Source organism: Streptomyces sp. NBC_00322 (genome assembly GCF_036147535.1).
Classification (GTDB): Bacteria; Actinomycetota; Actinomycetes; order Streptomycetales; family Streptomycetaceae; genus Streptomyces.
In genome coordinates, this window is record NZ_CP108019.1 from 2220693 (window position 1) to 2240690 (window position 19998).

The 19998-nt window shown below is 69.9% G+C and carries 16 protein-coding genes; 10 read left to right on the forward strand and 6 right to left on the reverse strand.

Translation table 11 applies throughout. From position 1 onward, the window contains the following. Positions 1-59: 59 nt before the first annotated feature. The 4 genes from OG905_RS10065 (at position 60) to OG905_RS10080 (ending at position 2370) form a co-directional block, all read left to right on the forward strand. Positions 60-911, forward strand: coding sequence for a phosphotransferase enzyme family protein (locus tag OG905_RS10065; protein WP_328667388.1), 852 nt, complete (start codon positions 60-62; stop codon positions 909-911). 10 nt (positions 912-921) lie between these two features. Then, the gene (locus OG905_RS10070; protein ID WP_328667389.1) at positions 922-1230 is read left to right on the forward strand and encodes a hypothetical protein; all 309 of its coding nucleotides are present in this window, start codon (positions 922-924) and stop codon (positions 1228-1230) included. After that, positions 1227-1616, forward strand: coding sequence for a VOC family protein (locus tag OG905_RS10075; protein ID WP_328667390.1), 390 nt, complete (start codon positions 1227-1229; stop codon positions 1614-1616). The genes OG905_RS10070 and OG905_RS10075 overlap by 4 nt, the downstream gene beginning before the upstream one ends. A 301-nt stretch (positions 1617-1917) precedes the next feature. Further along, positions 1918-2370 carry a hypothetical protein gene (locus tag OG905_RS10080; RefSeq protein WP_328667391.1) on the forward strand — a complete coding sequence of 151 codons (453 nt, stop codon included), beginning with the start codon at positions 1918-1920 and terminating at the stop codon, positions 2368-2370. A 1303-nt stretch (positions 2371-3673) separates the two neighbouring features. Here the strand turns inward: OG905_RS10080 and OG905_RS10085 are convergent. Continuing rightward, entirely contained in the window at positions 3674-4642 is a 969-nt protein-coding gene (locus OG905_RS10085; RefSeq protein WP_328667392.1) for a LysR substrate-binding domain-containing protein, read from the reverse strand. A gap of 339 nt (positions 4643-4981) precedes the next feature. On the opposite strand from OG905_RS10085, the gene OG905_RS10090 reads away from it, so the two are divergent. Together OG905_RS10090 and OG905_RS10095 are read left to right on the forward strand one after the other, a co-directional pair. Further along, positions 4982-6037 carry an asparaginase gene (locus OG905_RS10090; protein ID WP_443043919.1) on the forward strand — a complete coding sequence of 352 codons (1056 nt, stop codon included), beginning with the start codon at positions 4982-4984 and terminating at the stop codon, positions 6035-6037. Between the two features lie 119 nt (positions 6038-6156). Continuing rightward, positions 6157-6696: a pyridoxamine 5'-phosphate oxidase family protein gene (locus tag OG905_RS10095; protein ID WP_328667393.1), complete on the forward strand. Its 540-nt coding sequence runs from the start codon at positions 6157-6159 to the stop codon at positions 6694-6696. A 530-nt stretch (positions 6697-7226) separates the two neighbouring features. On the opposite strand, the gene OG905_RS10100 is transcribed toward OG905_RS10095, so the two are convergent. Together OG905_RS10100 and OG905_RS10105 are read right to left on the reverse strand one after the other, a co-directional pair. Next, a complete protein-coding gene (locus OG905_RS10100) occupies positions 7227-7949 on the reverse strand; it encodes a 3'-5' exonuclease (RefSeq protein WP_328667394.1) in 723 nt (240 codons plus the stop codon). 123 nt (positions 7950-8072) lie between these two features. Next, a complete protein-coding gene (locus tag OG905_RS10105) occupies positions 8073-9305 on the reverse strand; it encodes an SAV2148 family HEPN domain-containing protein (RefSeq protein WP_328667395.1) in 1233 nt (410 codons plus the stop codon). Between the two features lie 298 nt (positions 9306-9603). On the opposite strand from OG905_RS10105, the gene glgX reads away from it, so the two are divergent. Further along, positions 9604-11724 carry a glycogen debranching protein GlgX gene (gene glgX, locus OG905_RS10110; RefSeq protein WP_328667396.1) on the forward strand — a complete coding sequence of 707 codons (2121 nt, stop codon included), beginning with the start codon at positions 9604-9606 and terminating at the stop codon, positions 11722-11724. 381 nt (positions 11725-12105) lie between these two features. Continuing rightward, entirely contained in the window at positions 12106-14463 is a 2358-nt protein-coding gene (treY, locus tag OG905_RS10115; RefSeq protein WP_328667397.1) for a malto-oligosyltrehalose synthase, read from the forward strand. Here treY and OG905_RS10120 read toward each other — a convergent pair. Then, positions 14420-15385 carry a cytochrome P450 gene (locus tag OG905_RS10120; protein WP_328667398.1) on the reverse strand — a complete coding sequence of 322 codons (966 nt, stop codon included), beginning with the start codon at positions 15383-15385 and terminating at the stop codon, positions 14420-14422. The genes treY and OG905_RS10120 overlap by 44 nt on opposite strands. A 110-nt stretch (positions 15386-15495) precedes the next feature. Then, positions 15496-16044, reverse strand: a complete 549-nt coding sequence (locus tag OG905_RS10125) for a DUF1707 and FHA domain-containing protein (protein ID WP_324984453.1) — start codon at positions 16042-16044, stop codon at positions 15496-15498. 327 nt (positions 16045-16371) lie between these two features. Between OG905_RS10125 and OG905_RS10130 the strand changes: the two genes are divergently transcribed. Beyond that, the gene (locus OG905_RS10130; RefSeq protein WP_328667399.1) at positions 16372-17268 is read left to right on the forward strand and encodes a GNAT family N-acetyltransferase; all 897 of its coding nucleotides are present in this window, start codon (positions 16372-16374) and stop codon (positions 17266-17268) included. 57 nt (positions 17269-17325) lie between these two features. Next, entirely contained in the window at positions 17326-18552 is a 1227-nt protein-coding gene (locus OG905_RS10135; RefSeq protein WP_328667400.1) for an MFS transporter, read from the forward strand. Between the two features lie 33 nt (positions 18553-18585). Here the strand turns inward: OG905_RS10135 and OG905_RS10140 are convergent, their stop codons facing one another. Continuing rightward, complete coding sequence (locus OG905_RS10140; RefSeq protein WP_328667401.1) at positions 18586-19947, reverse strand: GH1 family beta-glucosidase; 1362 nt, start codon at positions 19945-19947, stop codon at positions 18586-18588. Between the last annotated feature and the right edge of the window lie 51 nt (positions 19948-19998).

Sequence of the window (19998 nt, forward strand, 5' to 3'; positions counted from 1 at the left end):
CGTGCTGACGGTCCGTCGGTTCGTCAACCCAAGCTGCGAGGATGTGAAACTTTGTCGCCATGAACGAGACACGGGCACGCGCCGTACTGGCGGCCGCCGGACTGCCCGCCGACGCCACGCTGCTGGCGCTCGGCGAGAACGCGGTGTTCGGGGCGGGCGAGGTGGTCGTCAAGATCGGCCGCGACGCGGAGCTGCTGGCACGTGCGGAACGTGAACTGGCCGTCGGCGCCTGGCTGGAGGAGTCCGGCATCCCCGCCGTCCGCCCGGCAGAGCCGAAGCCGCGCCTGGTGGAAGGTCATCCGGTCACGGTCTGGCACCGGCTGCCGGACCCGGTACGGGAGGCGGAGCCGGCGGACCTGGCAGGGCTGCTGCGGCTGATTCACGCCCTGCCGTCGCCCGCCTTCTCGCTTCCGCGGCGGGATGTGCTGGGCGGTGTCGAGCGGTGGCTACGGCTGGCGGGGGACGCGATCGACCCGGCGGACGCGGCGTATCTGCGCGAACGCCGCGACGGTTTCGCGGAGGCGGCGTCCGAGCTGACGCCCCACCTGCAGCCCGGCCCGATCCACGGCGACGCGCTCCCCCGCAATGTCCACGTGGGCCCGGACGGGCCGGTCGTGGTGGACCTCGAGACCTTCGCGCAGGACCTGCGCGAACACGACCTGGTGGTCATGGCATTGGCACTCGACCGGTACGGGCTGGCGCCAAAGGCGTACGAGTCGTTCACGAGGGCGTACGGGTGGGATGTGCGCGAGTGGGACGGATGCGGGGTGCTGCGGGGCGCGCGGGAAACGGCGAGCTGCGCGTGGGTGGCGCAGCACGCGCCGACGAACCCGAGGGCGCGGGAGGAGTTCGCGAGGCGGGTGGCGTCGCTGCGGGAGGGAGCGGAAGGCGTCCGCTGGTACGCGTTTTGAGGTTCCGGACATGCTGTTCGTGGCTTACGCGGGTGACGAAGCCGTACGGGACCAGCTGACGCTCTACGACCTCCGTGCCGACCGCGGCGTGATGGACGTCGTCGACGCCGACGACCACGTGATCGGTGAAGCACCCGCATCGGCGACGGCAACGCTTTCGTCGTCGAAGTCAACCTGTTCTGCCACACCTACAATGCTCTGCGACCCCACCAGGCCCTCGACGCACGCACACCACGCGCGGCTCACCTCGCCGTCGAACACTGCGATGAGCGTGTGGCCTTCGGCGGACCCGCTATGTGACTGGAAGGTCCTGACATGACCAGCAAGTTCACCGAGCTTGCGATCGACTGTGCCGATCCCAACGGTCTCGCCCGGTTCTGGTGCTCGGTCCTTGACTACGAGGTGCAAGACGAAGACGACGTAATTGTCACAATCGGCCCTCCTGTGACGCCTGAAGGCAAGAACCAAATTGGCCCAGTGCCACCGACGTTGACATTCGCGCAGGTGCCCGAGGGCAAGACCGTCAAGAACAGGCTCCACATCGACGTCAACCCCGCCGACAGGGAGCAAGACGAAGAGGTCCGTCGCCTGCTCGGCCTAGGTGCTCGACACGCCGACGTCGGCCAAACCGGCGACGAGAGCTGGGTCACACTTGCCGACCCAGAGGGGAACGAGTTCTGCGTCCTTGCGGCCCGCCGCCCCTGACCGGAGGCCGCACTCCGCGCCAGACCTACTTTCAAAGCCCCGAACGCCGCCTGACGGGCAAGCCGGTCATCGCGTTGGCGCCCACTGGCCATTCGTTGCCGTGTACGGCATTCCGCGGCGTGGCCGAGTGGCGCAAAGGGCGGGGCGCGTCGCTGAGTGCGGCGCATGCGGCCGGCCGCGGCAAGCGCGGGGCGGTGCCTGACTCAGCCGTCGCGGGCGTGAACGGTTCGAGTGCACCTCAGGGGCCGACCCGGCCCCGGTAGTGTCTGGTCGCAGCCCGACTGATGAGGACGCTCCGGTGGTGACGCCTGACCGGAGCGGCCGGGTGGCTGCCGATCTTTCCCGAGAGTGGAGTCAGGTGAAGGACGACGAGATACGTGCGCGCTTCGACGGCCGTGGCCGCGTCGAACTGCTGCCCGGCAATGCCACAGCCTCGAAGCGGCGCCGGATCGAAGAGATCGCCCACGCGCTCGGCTACCGGCTGCTCGCCGTCCATAACCTCGGCCTCGCCGGAGTCCGGGTCGACTACGAGCGCGACGACGCCCCGCAAGCACGCCGCCGTAACGAGCTGACCATTGCCCGGTTGCGCGCGGGTGGGCCACTGCTGCCGGCGACCGAGCCGCCTCCGCCCCCGCCACCAACTCCGCCGCCCCCGGCCCCATCACGGCTCCGGCCCCGGCAGCCCAGCCGTCCTCCGTCGGCGCCCCCGCCACCATGCCCGCCGCCCCCGCCGCCCATCGCCCCAACCTCCTAAGGGCGTTCGCCCGTGGCCGGAGCGTCTGCGCTGCGGGTCTGGTAGGTCACCCGTCCCCACTGTCCATCCACGACAAGTGCCAGTCCGTGGTCAGCGAAGTGGGGCAACAGCCGTTGGATGCGGGCCCTGAGTGCCCGCAGTGTCAGGGGAAGGCTGGGAGTTCCCAGGAGCAGTCTCAGATAGTGACAGCAGACAGGCCCTTGGGCCTGAGCCATCACGTGAAACAGCAGTCTCTGGCTTGCGGTGCGCTGGGGGTACGCAGGGGGCGACGGTACTGGCGGGCAGCGTCTCAGGTTGGCACGGATGCGCCAGGCGAGTTCAGCAGCCGGTGCCTGCCGGTCGAGAACATTGACTGCCCCGGCAGAGAACGCGGCGAGGGCATCCCGCCCTTCGTGCCGCAAGATGGCAACGGGGGCGATAAGGGACGCCGCCCGGACGAGTCCGACCAGCCCGTCAGCCTCCGTCGAGTGCGCGTCGAGCAGGATCATCGCCGGTCTTCGTTCCAGCATGGAGGCGCAGGCTGATTCGCTTCCCCAACGCACAGCGGCGCCGAGCCTGAGACCGGCCTTGTCCAGCCTCATAGCCAATACCGAACTTGGGGTTTCATCCACCGACACCAAGGCTGGAACGTGTGGGCGGGCCGACGGGTCCGGATAAATGCGCCACGTCGTCTGTGTGTACATTGCTTGTTCCCTTTGTCCTGCTGCTTTCGGCACTCGTCACCGCGGCCGGGAGAGACATGGTGCGTGCCGTGGCGGACCGACGAAAGCAGGTAGCGAGCTGCTCCTCGAGAGCGCCTGTCAGACCCCGGCTGGGCACGGCGAGCCCGGACGTGCGTGCCTCACCGCCGTCCGGGGCATCGAAGACTGCTGATTTGGGCACAGAGACGGAGCGGCGATCTCTCAAGAACGCGAACACGGCGGCAGCGGACCGAGCCACGGAAAGAGAGCGGCATCCCAGGCTTCGAAGCACGTGCCCACTGTGCCGAAGCCTCTGTCATTGTTCCAGCGAACGTTTTCGATCGTCGATCATTAGAAAAACCGATGATTGCAAGCAGTCCGGAACGAGCCGAGTTCGTCGGGGAGATCCCGCCAGGGCGGGCTTGTGCGACAGTTCCACGCCGGTGCGGGCCCCGGGCGAGGCCCGTCAGATCCGCGAGATCGCCGCCCCTGACATGCCCGCCGCCGCGACACCTCCATGATCGAGGGGCTTCGGCGCAATCGAGGGCGATCCGTGACCACGACGGCAGAGCCCGTGCGGTCGACCGCCGACGCACTCACCCTCAAACACCGCTCGGCGCATATCAGTTCTCGACAGCGGCGGGATCTTCGGCCCCTGGGAACGATGGCGGAGTGTCGTCTGCCGCGCGGCTGAAATGTTTGTCAACCGCCCTGAGGAGCGCTCGTCGTCCGGCCTGGATGGCGGGGTGTTGGCTGCTGCCGCGGCGTACGGCGGTAACAAGTGTGCGCATCCGCGGACCGAAGGGATCCTGCCGCAAGGGGATGGTCGGCCGCCGGCCCAGCCATACGAGGTCTGGGAGCAGTGCGGCGGCATGCCCCTGTTCCGCGAGCCGCAGATGGAGAAGAAGGTCGGCCGACTCGTAGCGCACGTCGGGTTCGAATCCGGCGCCACGACACACGGTCATCGCCCAGCTGCGGGCGGCCGTTCCCTCAGGTTCCATGACCCATGGGCGATCGGCCAGTATGCGCAGCATCTCCTGTGGCGTGGTTGCCTTGGTTACGCCCGGGACGACTACGTGCAGAGCTTCTTGGCCGAGCACCTCCTGCTCGAGCTCGGCGGGGCGCGGGCTGGGATCACCCGGGTATTCGACGTCGATGACCAGGTCGACATCGCGGACGAGCAGGGCCGACAGCGCGCCTTCACGCTCCATCTGGGTGACCTGTATGCGCAGGCGAGGGTGGGCATCGCGCAGCAGCGTCAGTGCCGTCGGGACGAGAGTCAGCGCAGCAGTTTGAAAAGACGCTATGCGCAGGGTGCCGGTCAACTCGCGCAGTGAGCCGGCAATGTCGACTTCGGCTTGTTCCAGCCGCTCCAGCACGGCTTCGGTGTGAGCGACCAGGATCTCAGCCTGAGGGGTCAGACGCACCCGTCGGCCCACTGGCTCAAGGAGCGGGACCCCGACCTCCGACTCCAGCAACGAGAGCTGCTGCGAGACCGAGGAAGGGCTGTATGACAACGCGGAGGCGACCGCAGCGAGCGTGCCCCGGTGCTTGAGCTCCCGCAGAAGGCGGAGTCGGTGGAGATCGAACATGAAGCCAGCCAAAGAATCGTCGCTTTCTCTAACGATTGTTACTCGAAAACATCCACTGGAGCAATGAGACGAGTGACGGCACAGTGGTCGCGTGGCTACGAAACCCTACGCACCTGTCCGGGACCAGACAGGGCCGGCGCGGTGCGGCGGTGCTATGACCCACACCTTCGACCCGTGTGGAGACAACCCGCCCGCATCGTGCGGCCCGACCGCACGAGACCTCAACAGAATGCGAAGACGAGACGTGAGTGAGCAATCCGCGGACCACTTAGGTTCCGCGCCCCGTTTCACCGGCCGGATGAACAAGGCCGACGCGGACAGCGAGATCGAGGGCTGACGGTGACTCAGCCCGTAGAGGACACCAGCCCCCCTGAACGCAGGCCGCGAAAGGCAGCTGTCATTCGTGAGCCCCGCCATGTCCCGCTCGCCCATGTGGTGCGCGGGGACATCGTCGAGGGCGTGCATTACGGCTCGGTCGTCGTGCTGTCCGCCGACGGTGGCATAGCTTTCCAGGCCGGCGACACCGAGGCGGCGTTCTATCCAGGCTCCGCGCTCAATCCGGTCCAGGTCGTGGGCATGCTGCGCGCCGGGCTGTCGCTGGACGGCGAATTGCTGGCGTTGGCGGTGGCAAGTCACTCGGGCGAGGAGCGCCATCTCGTCGGCGTCCAGGGCATGTTGGCTGTTGCGGGGCTGGCCGAAGCCGACCTGCGCAATGCGCCTGACTGGCCTTGCGATCCCGCGGTGCGCGAGGCGTGGGTCCGTTGTGGTCGCGGCTTGTCCCGGCTCGCGCAGAACGGATCCGGCACGCATGCAGCCATGTTGGTGACGGCCCAGGCCAGGGGCTGGCCGCTCGACGATTACCTCGATTCCCGGCATCCACTGCAGCAGTCGATCGCCGAGGCAGTGGAGGATCTGACGGGCGAGCGCAACGCGCGGGTGACGGTCGACGAGTGTGGAGCACCGCTCTTCTCTGTTTCGCTGCTAGGCCTCACTCGAGCGGTGTCCCAGATTGCCTCTGCGGACCCGGGAACTGAAGAGGCGGCGGTCTCCAACGCCATACGCAACCATCCGGAGATGGCTTCCGGGAGCTGGCGGGATGTGGCGCGGCTGATGAGAGCCGTCCCAGGCCTGTTGGCCAAGGACGGATTCGAAGGGATCCAGGTAGCGGCACTGCCCGATGGCCGGGCGGTCGGAGTGAAGATCTCTGACGGTGGCGATCGCGCGATGATGCCGGTGATCGCGGCTGCTCTCGCACTGTGTGGAGTCGACCGGCGTGTCCTCACCGAGTTCGCCAGCAGGCCCGTACTGAGCGGCATGAGCATGGTCGGCAGTCTGAGAGCTGCCGGTGCACTGACCTCAGACTCTTCCGCCGTACCGCCGGCTTCTGAGGCATAGGGGCAGCCGCGCGTACACCACCCGCATGCACACCGCACTGAACGAATAAGACGGAAACGCCGGCAACGTCGGCAACGTCGGCAACGTCGGCAACGTCGGCAATGGAGAGGACCGCTTCGATGACCAAATCGCAGCAGCCTGAAATTCAGCAGCCCACCGATCTGCTCGCGCTCGCGGTGGGCACGGCCAGGAGAAACCCCCACGGCTTTCTCGCCAGCGCCGACCACGCGGGGCGCCCGCACGTGCGCCTGATGCAGCACCTCGTCGTCGACGACGACGCGACGGTGTGCTTCGGCACCAGCCGGCGCTCACGCGAGGTCGCCGGTATCGCGGGCGCTCCCGAGGTCGGCTACGCGATCGAGGACCGCGCCGCGTTCTCGTACGTCACGCTCTACGGGCGGCTGGTCGATGACCAGGCGAGGTGGCTCGAACTGTGGGACGACGAACCCGGCATCCGGTTCTTCCCGGACAGGCCGACCCGCGGCGACTTCGACCTGCTGGAGCTGGTTCCGCACCGCATCGAGCTGGTGGACTTCACCGCGCGGGTCAATCCCGAGCCTCAGGGGCTGGTCCCCGCGGTGATCGAGAAGACGGGGATCGGGTGGGAGCCGAGGATCGCGCAACGTACCACGAGCCACGGCACCGGAAGCCGCGCGTGAGGACCGCGACGGCCCTTACGCCACCCTCGGCCAGGGATACAGCGCGGGGCGCAGAGCCGATCCGCGGATCACGCACCTGATCGACGAGGCCCCGGTCTCCAACGACTTCCGCGCTCAATCACGGTCGCCGAACTCGGCATCGCAGCCTGACACTGAGCGGGGTCTGGTGCGTGCGATCGCAGGCCGGAGGATGGGGGTCCCCCCGCCGAAGGCAGGGGGAGAGCCGACGCGGAGCGTCGGCGACTGACGCAACGCAGCATGGGGGCACCTCCCGTGCCCGAAGGGCTACGGGGGTGGGGGCCCCTCCCACGCCGAAGGCTGTGGGGGAGCGTGCCAGGGCACGCGAACCCGGCAAGATCCAAACGACAGGACCTAGGTGCCCAGCGGCGGCCGAGGCCCCGGCTGCCGGCTCGTCAGGTCGGGCTCTAGTCCCGCATCATGCTCCCCAGACTTCGTCCGGGGGACCCCCACGAGGCTGGATATGCGGCCCGGCCGCACATCCAGCCCGTCCGGCGATTGAGGACCCCGGCTCAGCCCACCACCCGCGCCGGCTCCCGCAGCGGCCACGCGCCGTCCACCACCGCGTCCGGCTCGCCCTTCCCCCGCAGGAAGCGCTGGAATTCCGTCGCCCATTGCGCGTACCACTGGATCTGACGCTCATGCAGCTGAGCCGGTGTCAGTGCTGCCACCGCAGCATGGCGGATCGCTATCGCGCAGGCCACCCGGACCGCCGCCAGCGCGTCCGCCGTGGCGTCGTGGGCCGCGTCCAGCCGCACGCCGTACTCGACGCAGACCGCCTCCAGCGTGCGCTTGCCCTTGCGATAACGGTCGACCGCACGGTCGATGGTGTACGGGTCGATCACGGGGCCGATCGGGCGGCCGTCCAGCCGGGCGCTCAGCGAAGGCAGGCCGTGGCGCCGCAACTCGGCCGTCAGCAGCGTCAGATCGAATGCCGCGTTGTACGCGACGACCGGCACCCCTTGCGTCCAGTACCCCGTCAGCATCTGAGCGACCTCGTCCGCGACGTCCCGCGCCGGGCGCCCCTCGGCCGTCGCGTGCTCGCTGCTGATGCCGTGGATCGCCGACGCCTGCGCCGGGATGCGGATCCCCGGGTCCGCCAGCCAGCCCCGCTGCCGTACCGGCTCCCCCGCCCGGACCTCGACGACCGCCGCCGTCACGATCCGCGCCTCCTGCGGCTCCGTCCCTGTTGTCTCCAGGTCGAAGCCGACCAGCGGTTCCCCGTGCCAAGCCATCGTGGCCCCCTCCTCAGTGGTGCGGTGGTGCTTCCCCCGTGGGCTTCCCCATGGGCTTCCCCGTAGGCATCCCCCATGGGCTTCCCCCATCGGGTATTCACCCTCCCACGCGCCACTGACAACTCAGGAAACCGGCCGCGAGTCCGCCCACACGGACTCGAACTCCTCGCGATATGTCTGGAACAGACCGTTCTCACTGTCCTGACCGGCGCGGACGACCGCCCGTCCGCCGCCCCGCAGTACCAGGACCGGCGCCTCCATGCCCCGCGCCTTGCGCAGATATGACTGAACGACCGCCAGGCCGTCCGGACCGTCGCCGTCGACGAGGTAGGCCGTGAAGCGCGGGGTCTCGTCGAAGACCTGGATCTCGAAGGCACCCGGGTCGCGCAGCCGGGAGCGCACCCGGCGCATATGGAGGATGTTCATCTCGACCGTACGGCTCAACTCACCCTTCTTGAGGCCGAGTTCGCGCTCTCGTCGTTTGACCGCGCTGCTCGCGGGATTCAGGAACAGCAGCCGCACCCGGCAGCCCGACTCGGCCAGCCGGACCAGCCGACGGCCGGAGAAGTTCTGGACGAGGAGGTTCAGGCCTATGCCGATCGCGTCGAGGCGACGCGCCCCGCCGAAGAGGTCTTCGGCCGGGATCTGGCGCTGCAGGCGCACCCGGTCCGGGTGGACGGAGACCACGTCCGCGTAGCGGTCGCCGACGAGCTCCTCGACCGCGTCGACGGGGAGCCGGTCGGCGGAGGGGACACCGGCGCCACTGCCGAGTATCTCCAGGAGGCGGGCGGAGGCGCGCTCCGCCTGGGCGAGGACCGCTTCGTTCAGCGCCCTGTTGCGGGAGACGACGTTGCGCGCCACCTCCAGCTCGTCCAGCGCCAGCTCCACATCGCGCCGGTCGTCGAAGTACGGCTCGAAGCAGGGCCAGTGCTGGACCATCAGCTCCCGCAGCTGAGGGAGCGTGAGAAAGGACAGGACATTGTCGTCCGCGGGGTCCAGCAGATAGCCCTTGCGGCGCGAGACCTCCCGGACCGCGACGGCGCGCTGCACCCACTCCTGCCCTGCGGGACCCGCCGCGGCCACCACCCATTCGTCGCCGTGCACCGGCTCGTAGATCGGGCGCAGCACCGCGGCCACGACCGCCCGCAGCCGCTGTTCCACGAGGTTCAGCCAGATGTAGGCGCGCCCGGCGCGCTGGGCGCGCGTACGGACCTCGCTCCAGGCGTCCGCGCCCCAGTCCAGTTCCGCCCCGATCTCCATAGGTCTGGCAAGGGAGACCGCTCCTGGCGGGACGTCGGCGGGTTCCCCCTCGTGACCTGCGTCACCGGGGGGAAGCTCCAGCCCTCCCGAGCTCACCCAACTACCGCCTTCTCTGGCCCTTCAACGATCAAGGAAGACTACTCCGCCCGTGGTACGCGGTGCAGCCGGATCGGCACTGTACTTTCCCAACTCCCTTGTCAAGTCCGGCCGTTTCCGCCAGGCGAGATCTGCCGGAGTGAGCTGATTCATAGCGGTTGCTTCCTGGGGCGACAGACGGAACCCGATGTTGACCGCGTCGTCCACCGCTGCGGGGGCCTCTTACGGGCAATACTTTCGGGGAGGATCTGGGCCAAGTGCCCCCCAGCACCCGGATCAGAAGTGGAAGAGTCTATCTATGCAGGTCTGGCCGGGACAGGCGTATCCCCTCGGTGCCACGTACGACGGCGCCGGCACCAACTTCGCGGTGTACTCCGAAGCCGCACGGCGCATCGAGCTGTGTCTGCTGCACGACGACGGCTCGGAGACCGCGGTGGAACTGCGCGAGGCCGACGCTTTCGTACGGCATGCCTATCTGCCGGGCGTGATGCCGGGTCAGCGGTACGGATTTCGCGTGCACGGCCCGTACACGCCCGAGACCGGGCAGCGCTGCAACTCCGCGAAGCTGCTCCTCGATCCGTACGCACGTGCGATAAGCGGAGCGATTGACTGGGGCGAGTCGGTCTACGGCTACCACTTCGGCAAGCCGGACTCGCGCAACGACCTGGACTCGGCGCCGCACACGATGACATCGGTCGTGGTCAATCCGTACTTCGACTGGGGCGACGACCGGCCGCCTCGTACCGACTACCACCGGACGGTGATCTACGAGGCCCATGTGAAGGGCATGACGATGCTGCACCCGGAGCTGCCGCCGGAGCTGCGCGGCACCTACGCCGGGCTCGGGCATCCGTCGGTCGTCTCGCATCTGACCGAACTGGGCGTCACGACGCTCGAATTGATGCCGGTGCACCAGTTCGTCAACGACCACCGGCTGGTGGACGCGAACCTGAACAACTACTGGGGCTACAACACCATCGGGTTCTTCGCGCCGCACAACGCGTACGCCTCCTGGGGCGACCGCGGCCAGCAGGTGCTGGAGTTCAAGCAGGCGGTACGGGCGCTGCACCAGGCGGGCATCGAGGTCATCCTCGACGTGGTCTACAACCACACCGCGGAGGGCAACCATCTGGGCCCGACCCTCTCCTTCCGGGGCCTCGACAACGCCTCGTACTACCGGCTCTCCGAGGATCCGCGCTACTACACGGACACGACGGGCACCGGGAACTCCCTGCTGATGCGCAGCCCCCATGTCCTGCAGCTGATCATGGACTCGCTGCGGTACTGGGTGACCGAGATGCATGTCGACGGCTTCCGCTTCGACCTCGCGGCCACGCTGGCGCGGCAGTTCCACGAGGTGGACCGGCTGTCGTCGTTCTTCGACCTGGTGCAGCAGGACCCGGTGGTCAGCCAGGTGAAACTGATCGCCGAGCCGTGGGACGTGGGTGAGGGCGGCTACCAGGTGGGGAACTTCCCGCCGCTGTGGACCGAATGGAACGGCAAGTACCGCGACACCGTACGGGACCTGTGGCGGGGCGAGCCGCGGACGCTCGCGGAGTTCGCTTCGCGGCTGACCGGCTCGTCCGATCTCTACCAGGACGACGGCCGGCGGCCTCTGGCCTCGATCAATTTCACCACCTGCCACGACGGTTTCACGCTGCACGATCTGGTCTCGTACAACGACAAGCACAACGAGGCCAACGGCGAGGGCAACCGCGACGGCGAGAGCCACAACCGGTCCTGGAACTGCGGGGTCGAGGGCGAGAGCGACGACCCCGAGGTGCTGGAGCTGCGCGAGCGGCAGATGCGCAACTTCATCGCGACGCTGATGCTGTCGCAGGGTGTGCCGATGCTCAGCCACGGCGACGAGTTCGCGCGTACGCAGGGCGGCAACAACAACGCCTACTGCCAGGACAACGAGGTGTCCTGGGTGCGCTGGCCGGAGCCGGGCGAGGACAAGGAGGACACGCTGCTCGCCTTCACCCGGGCCATGGTGTGGCTGCGGCGCGACCATCCGGTCTTCCGGCGGCGGCGGTTCTTCCACGGGCGGCCGGTGGAGGGGACGCACGACGAGCTGACCGACATCGCGTGGTTCACCCCGGAGGGCGAGGAGATGGTCCAGCGGGACTGGCAGGCGGCGCACGCGAAGGCGCTGTCGGTGTTCCTGAACGGCCACGCGATCTCGGAGCCGGGCCCGCGGGGCGAGCGCATCGGCGACGACTCCTTCCTGCTGATGTTCAACGCGAGCGGGGACGACCTGGATTTCGCGGTGCCGGTGAACCACGGACGCCAGTGGCAGGTCGTCGTGGACACGGGACGCAAGGAGGGCGTCCCGCCGGGCGAGGGCCCGAAGGTGGCGGCGGGCGAGCGGGTGCGGCTGGTGGGGCGGAGCCTCACGGTGCTGCGGCGCCCGGCGTGACCAGGACAGGACCCAGGGCCTGTCCGGTCGATCAGGCCGGATCAGGGAGCGGGTCTGGCGATGCTCCCGTGCCCGAAGGGCTACGGGGGAGCATCGCAGGCCGGAGGATGGGGGTCCCCCCGCCGAAGGCAGGGGGAGAGCCCACGCGGAGCGTAGGCGACTGACGACAACGCAGCGTGGGGGCACCTCCCGTGCCCGAAGGGCTACGGGGGTGGGGGCCCCTCCCACGCCGAAGGCTGTGGGGGAGCGTGCCAGGGCAAGCGAGCCCGGCAAGATCGGCCGGACAGGCCCTGGGCACGCTCTCCGGCGGGCGTAGCCCGAACGGCCGACGCGGACGCATGAGCGGGTGACAGAGAAGCCCTCGTGGGTACGTATGTTCGCATGACGCCCATCGCCACCTACCGGCTTCAGCTCCAGCCGGAGTTCCCGTTCTCGGCGGCCGCCCGAGCCGTGCCCTATCTCGCCGAGCTCGGCGTCTCGCATCTGCATCTGTCGCCCGTGCTGGAGGCGGTGCCCGGGTCCACGCACGGCTATGACGTCGTCGACCCCACACGGGTGCGCCAGGAGCTCGGCGGCGAGGCGGGGCTGCGCGAGCTGTCGCGTACGGCACGGGCGCACGGGCTCGGGCTCGTCCTGGACATCGTGCCGAACCATATGGCCGCCGTGCCGGGACACAACCGCGCCCTGTGGGAGGTGCTGCGCGAGGGCCCCCTGTCGCCGTACGCCCCCTGGTTCGACATCGACTGGGAGGCGGGCGGCGGGAAGGTGCTGCTGCCGGTGCTCGCGGGCCGGATCGGGGAGGAGCTGGGTGCGATGCGTGTCAAGGGCGGCGTCCTGCATTACGGGGAGCAGCGCTTCCCGCTGCGCGAGTCCACCGCGAAGCTGCCGCTGCCCGAGCTGCTCGACGCGCAGTGGTACCGGCTCGGCTGGTGGCGGCTGGCCCGTACCGAGCTCAACTACCGGCGCTTCTTCACCATTTCGGAGCTGATCGGGGTGCGGGTGGAGGACCCGGAGGTCTTCGACGCCACCCACGCCAAGATCCTCGAGCTGGTACGGGACGGGGTCGTCGACGGTCTGCGGATCGACCACCCGGACGGGCTCGCCGATCCCGAGGCCTATCTGCGGCGGCTGGACGAGGCGGCGGGCCGGGCGTGCTGGACGGTCGTCGAGAAGATCCTCACCGGTGACGAGCGGCTGCCGGCCGACTGGCCGGTGGCGGGGACGACGGGGTACGACGCGCTGCGGCGAATCGACGGCCTGTTCACCGATCCGGCGGGAGAGGCCGAACTGGTGGGCCAGTACCGGGAGTTCGCCGCTCCCGCCGGTGACCGCGGCGGCCACTGGGAGGCCACCGTGCGCCGCGCCGCGTACAAGGTGGTCACGCACGAGCTGGCCGCCGAGACCGCGGCGCTGACCAGTCTGGCCGGGCGAGTGTGCGCGGCGGAGCCCGCGCTGCGCGACCACGCCCCGTGGGCGCTGCGGGCGGCACTGCGCGAGCTGCTGGTGCGCGTGCCCGTCTACCGCCCGTACCGCATCGGCGGCGAGGATGTGCTGACCGAGGAGGCGGCTGAGGGGGCGAAGGCCGCCTTCCCTGTGGCCGAGGAGGCCGGGGCCGTCGACGTCGTGCGTGACCTCGCGCTCGGCCGGCTCGGCGAGGGGTCCGACCATGACGCGTTCCGTGCCCGCTTCGCACAGACCTCGTCCGCGCTGCGCGCCAAATCCGTCGAGGACACGGCTTTCTATCGCTATGTGCCGCTGATCTCGGCGAACGAGGTGGGCGGGGACCCGGGGAGCCCGGCGGTGAGCCCGGAGCGGTTCCACGCCTACTGCGAACGGCTCGCGCGCGACTGGCCGGCCACCGGGACTGTCCTGACCACGCACGACACCAAGCGCAGCGCGGATGTACGGGCCAGGATCGCCGTGCTGTCCGAGTGCCCCGCCACATGGGCGGAGTTCCTCGCGCGGATCACCGAGCAGGCGGGCCGTCTGGAGGGCGGACGGGCGCCCGATCCCCATCTGGCGTGGGTGGCCTGGCAGACGGCGGTCGGCTTCGGGTTCCCGTACGAGGAGAGGCTGCAGACCGCGCTGCTGAAGGCCGTACGGGAGGCCGCGCTGCACACGAGCTGGACGGAGCAGGACCCGGCGTACGAGCAGGCTGTCGCCGCCTTCGTCGACGCCGGTCCGGCCGGGCCGCCGATGTACTCGGTCGCGCTCTTCGCCAGGGGGCTGGATCCCTATGTCCGGGCCAACGCGCTCGGCGCGGCGCTGCTCCAGCTCACGATGCCGGGGGTGCCGGACCTGTATCAGGGCACGGAGCACGAGTATCTGGCGCTGGTGGACCCGGACAACCGTCAGCCGTTCCGTGCGGGCCCGGCGGACGAGAAGACGGCGGTGACGAAGGCGGCGCTGCGGCTGCGGCGGGAGAAGCCCGAGGTCTTCGGCGAGTCGGGGACGTACGCACCGCTGAGCGCGATCGGACCCGCGGCGGAGCACTGTGTGGCCTTCTGCCGCACCGGCGAGGTGGTCACGGCCGTCACCCGTCTTTCGCTGCGCCTGGCGGAGGCGGGTGGCTGGGCGGAGACGGAGCTCACTCTTCCGCAGGGGCGCTGGGAGGATCTGCTCGCTCCGGAACGGGAGTTCACGGGCGGGTCCGTGCCGCTGGCGAAGCTGTTCGCCGAGCGTCCGGTGGCGCTGCTCAGCCGCAGGGCCGCACGAGAAGAGTCCCCGGGGCACGGGTGAGCAGCCCGGTCGCGGCAGGCCGCAGTCCGTCCGCACGGCGGAGGCCCGGCATGGCGTCGAGCAGCGCGCGCAGTCCGTACTGCGCCTCCAGGGCCGCGAGCTGTACGGCGGGGCAGTCGCCGGGCCCGAAGGTCAGTTGACCGGGGTCCTGCCGCAGCACATCGAACCGGTCCGGGTCCCGGAACCGCTCGGGGTCGCGCCCGGCGGCCCCGATGAGACAGGCGACGTCCGCGCCCGCCGGAATCGTGCCGCCGCTCACCACGACCTCGGCGGAGGCCCGGCGCAGCACGACGAGGACGGGCGGATCGCGCCGCAGCGACTCGGCCCAGGCGCGCCCGATGAGCTCGGGATGCTCGCGCAGGGTGGCGAGCTGGTCGGGGTGGTCCAGGACGTTGGCGAGGAAGGAGGCGAGGGCCCTCTCACGCAGGGACAGCTGTGCGACACATACCCCCGCGACGACGAGCCCGCGCGCGCCCCGGCCCCGCACGCCGACGGTGCCGGTGGGCAGCCAGCGGCAGAACTCCTCGACAAGGTCGGCCTGTTGCCGCCGCGCGATGCGCCGGGCCAGGACGTACGCGGTCCGCTCGACGACATCCCGCACGGCCTGCGGCAGGCTTCCGCGGTGGGCCTCGCACGGCGGGTCACCGGGCCGGTGGCCGTGGGTGAACCGGGGGTCGGTGAGCGCGGCGGCGACATCGGCGTGGCGGCTCAGCAGCCAGGCACCGATGGAGTGGTCGTGGACGAGGGGATACGCGTCGCGCAGGAGCCGGTAGTGGTGGTACGGGTCCTGCTCGCTCGCGTGGATGAGGAGGAGGGGTACGTGGTCGCTCCGGGGCCCCGCCTCGGACGTCGCGGCACCCACCGGACCGCCTCCCGCAGGCGCAGGGCTTCGCGCCGTGCCGCGCGGTACCGCGTTGTTCATGTCGTCTCGTTCCCCTGTCGCAGCCGCGCCTGCTCGCGCGCGTCTGTATCAGGCGACCACCGTGTCGTCCTGCGCGCAGTCCGCGTGCGCCCGTACGGGTGACGAAGACGTCAGCGCGCGGTGAGGCGGAAACTCATCCGGCCGAAGCCCACCATGTCCCCGTCGTGCACGACGACCGAGCCGGTCACCCGCCGTCCGTTCACGGTGGTGCCGTTGGTCGAGCCGAGGTCACGCAGGATCCACAGGCTGCCCTGCCGGCTCAACTCGGCGTGCAGGCGCGAGACCGTGTCATGGCTCAGCCGCAGGCCGTTGCCCGGGTCACGGCCGATCCGCAGGGGGTACGGCCCCGGTTCGGGCAGCAGCAGCGGCGGCAGCTTCTCGGCCTGCCAGGCCCTGCGCAGCCGTACGGAGAAGGCGGAGACGCGGCCGACCGCGCTGTACAGCCGCCGCGACCAGCGGCTCTCGGTGTTGAGGTCGGCGGTGAGCGCCCGCAGTTCGTCGGGCCGACGGGCGGCCAGGGCGAGTTCCATACGCCGGATGAAGGTGTCGTGCGACAGCTTGCCCTGGGCCGCGCCCTCTCTGAGCACACCGAGGACACGGTCGCGCTCGGCATCGGAGGGCCGAGCGGGATACGTGTGGAACTCGAAGGACGACGTCACATACGAGATTGTCGGGCCGAAGGGCTACAAGTGTCCAGAAGAACCGTCCTTCCCATCCGCGCCCGAGCAGCTGCTGACCTGCACGGAAGCACTTCCTCCGCCGCTTCGGCCGCGTTTCTGGAGCGCAGTTGAAACAAAGGCCGCCGAAACAAAAGCGCTGGACGGATCCCCGCGAGGCCCTCTAGCGTGATCGCGACGCCACGGACCGACGGAAGGAGGCGAGAGCAGTGCAGACCACTCGATTCCCGCGCTCCCGCCCCGTCCACCGCGCGTTCGCAGTCTGACCGGGAGCGCACACCGCACAACTCTTCCCGGAGGACAACTCTCATGACCGATCTGGTCATTCGCGCGCTCAGCGAGAGCGACGCGCATCTCTTCGACACCCTGCCCGACCCTCTCGGTGTGGGCCGCGCACTGGCCCGGGCCACGCACCGGCCGGACTGGAAGCGGGTCGCACTGCGCGACGGCAAGGTCGTCGCGCGAGCCGCCTGGTGGGGCGGCCCCGATGACGAAACCCCCGTCAACATCAACTGGTTCGACTTCGCCGAGGGCGAGGAGGAAGCGGGCGCCGACCTGCTGCGCACCTCTCCGTTCCAGGTCGAGTTCGAACTGATCCTGCCCGCCGGCTGGCGCGAGGACCCGGCGACCCTGGCGGCCGGTGAGGCCAGGATCCGGGCCGCGGAGGCGGCCGGGATGAAGGTCCTGGTGGAGCGCTACCAGTACCGCTGGACGCCCGAGTGCGCGCTGCCGGAGCGGCCGGGGCGGCTGGAGTTCCGGACGGAACCCGACGACGCCGTCTTTCTCGACGTACTGCGCCTCGTCCACTCCGTGACGCTCGACGCGCACGCACTGCGCGCCACCGCCGCATCGGGCGTGGACCGGGCGGCACAGGAGGAACTGGACTTCTTCCACTGGTGCCCGTCGCCGCGCGAGTGGTGGCAGCTGGCCTACACGCCGCAGGGTGAGCTGGTCGGTGTGCACATCCCGGCGCACAACCCGTCGGGACCGTGCGTCGGCTTCATCGGGGTCGTGCCGGAGCAGCGCGGCCACGGCTACGCGTACGACCTGCTGGTGGAGTGCACGCACTTCCTGGCCGAGCGGGGCGCTGAGTTCATCGCGGGCGCCACCGATCAGGGCAACTTCCCCATGGCGGCGAACTTCGCGAAGGCCGGACATCCCGTCGTGCAGGAGCGCATCCACTTCCTGCCCAACTCCCAGCATTGATCGGGCTCGGGGGTGTCCGTAAGCTCCGGACACCCCCGAGCTGATGGCGAGCCGCCCATGACGACGCAAGAGCTGCACTCCGAGCCACGGGTCCGGGTCGGCGGCGGCTGGATATCGGCTCTTGTGCTGGCCAACCTGGGCCTGTTCATGGCCTTTCTCACGCCGATACAGGTGCTGCTCGCCGAGCAGATGGACGAGCTGTCCCCGTCGGGCAAGGAGGCCGCGCTGGGCTGGGCGACGGGTGTCGGGGCGCTGGTCGCCGTCGTGGCCAATCCGCTGGCGGGCGCGCTCTCGGACCGTACAAGGGGGCGCTTCGGCCGCCGCCGGCCATGGATCCTCGGCGGGGCGGTACTGGGCGCCGTGGGACTGACCGTCACCGCCGCGCAGACGACCGTCGTCGGGGTCGCGCTCGGCTGGTGTCTGGCCCAGCTCGGCCTGAACACCATGCTCGCCGGGACGAACGCCGTCGTGCCCGACCAGGTGCCGGTGCGTCAGCGGGCCGCGGTCTCCGGATTCCTCGGGATACCGATGACGCTGGGTCTGGTGGTCGGCGCGCTTCTGGTGACCATGGTGGTGACGGGGATCGCGACGGGCTATCTGCTGCTGGCCGTGCTGACGGTGCTCTGCGCGCTGCCGTTCGTCCTGTTCATGCCGGACCCTCACGTACCGGTGTCCGCACGGGAGCCGGTGCGGCTGAAGGACTTCTGGGTGAGTCCGCGGGCGTATCCGGACTTCGGCTGGGCCTGGCTCACCCGCTTCCTGGTCATGCTCGGCAATGCGCTGGGCACGCTCTTTCTGCTGTATTTCCTCAAGGACGCGGTGCACTACCCGGATCCGGACGAGGGTGTGCTGATCCTGACGCTGCTGTACACGGCGGGCGTGGTGGTGACTGCGGTGGCCGGTGGGGTGGTCTCGGACCGGCTGGGGCGGCGCAAGGCGCTGGTGGCGGCCAGTTCGGCGGTGATGGCGGTGGCCTCGCTGCTGCTGACGTTCTGGCACACGTGGCCGATGGCGATGGGCGCGGCCGCGCTGCTGGGGCTCGGCTTCGGGATGTACATCGCGGTCGACCAGGCGCTGATCACCCAGGTGCTGCCGCAGGCCGGCGACCGTGCCAAGGATCTGGGTGTCATCAATATCGCCAACTCGGCCCCACAGGTTCTCGGCCCGGCGCTGGCCGCACCTCTCGTGACGTACGCGGGCGGGTACGCAGGGCTGTATCTGACCGCCGCCGTGGTGACGGCCCTCGGTGGCGTGCTGGTGTGGAAGATCCGCTCGGTGCCGTGAGGTTCAGAGCCATGAGGTTCAGTGCCGTGAGGTTCAGTGGCCCGACTTCTGGGCGGCGATGGCGTCCCGGTACCAGGCGTACGAGGCCTTCGGCGTGCGCTCCAGGGTCTCGTAGTCGATGTGGACGAGGCCGAAGCGCTGTGCCGCGCCCTCGACCCACTCGATGTTGTCGGTGAGCGACCAGGTGAAGTAGCCGCGTACGTCGACACCCGCGTCGATCGCCTGGTGCAGCGAGCGCAGATGGCCGTCGAGGAAGTCGATTCGGCGGCCGTCGTCGAGCCCGTCGTACGAGCAGCCGTTCTCGGTTATGTACACCGGCGGCAGCCGGTCGCCGAACCGGTTCTTCAGCAGGACGAGCTGCTCTCGCAGCCCGTCGGGCACGACCGCCCAGCCGAAGTCGGTGCGCTGTTCGCTCTCGATCTCCCGCACCCCGAAAGGCAGTTCGGCGGGCAGGCCGACGCCGGCGAAGTCGCCGAGTGCGTCGTTCGACGGCGCGCCGACGAGCATCGGCTGGTAGTAGTTCACGCCGTACCAGTCGAGCGGGGCGGAGATGACGTCCAGGTCGTCGGCGACCGGTCCCGGCATCAGGGCGGCGAAGTTCTCGTCCGGGTAGCGGCCGGTGAGAATCGGGTCGGCGAACATCCAGTTGGTGATCGTGTCGTACAGCTCGGCGCCGAACCGGTCCTCCTCGCTCGTCCCGGCGGCCCGCACGGGTGAGTGGGAGACGGCGATCCCGATGTTCGCGGCGCCCGCCGCGCGCAGGGCCTGGACGGCGAGGCCGTGGGCGAGCAGCTGATGGTGGGCGGCGGGCAGCGCGTCGAAGAGCAGCTGCTTGCCGGGCGCGTGCTCGCCCAGTGCGTAGCCCAGCAGGGTGACCTCGGCCGGTTCGTTGATGGTGATCCACATCGGTACGCGGTCGGCGAGCCGCTCGGCGACGGCCGAGGCGTACTCGGCGAAACGCGCCGCCGTGTCCCGGTTCAGCCAGCCGCCCGCCTCGTCCAGCGGCAGCGGGGTGTCCCAGTGGTAGAGGGTGGGCGCGGGCGTGATGCCATGGGCGCACAGCTCGTCGACGAGCCGGTCGTAGAAGTCGAGCCCCGCGGTGTTGACCGGGCCGCTGCCGCCGGGGACGACACGCGGCCAGCTGACGGAGAAGCGGAAGGCGTCCGCGCCGAGCCCGGCGAGCAGGGCGACGTCCTCGCGGTAGCGGGCGTGGAAGCCGGTGGCGCGCGAGGCGTCGGCTCCGTCCTTGATACGGCCCTGGGCGGCGAAGGCGTCCCAGCCGGACGGCCCCTTGCCGTCGGTGTCGGCGGCTCCCTCGGTCTGGAAGGCGGAGGCGGACGCGCCCCAGAGGAAGCCGGGCGGGAAGGCGGGCAGCGGCGGCAGCGGCGTCGACATGGCCGTGACCTTAATGGCCCCAAGGACACCGCTTCTAGACCCCGATCTTGC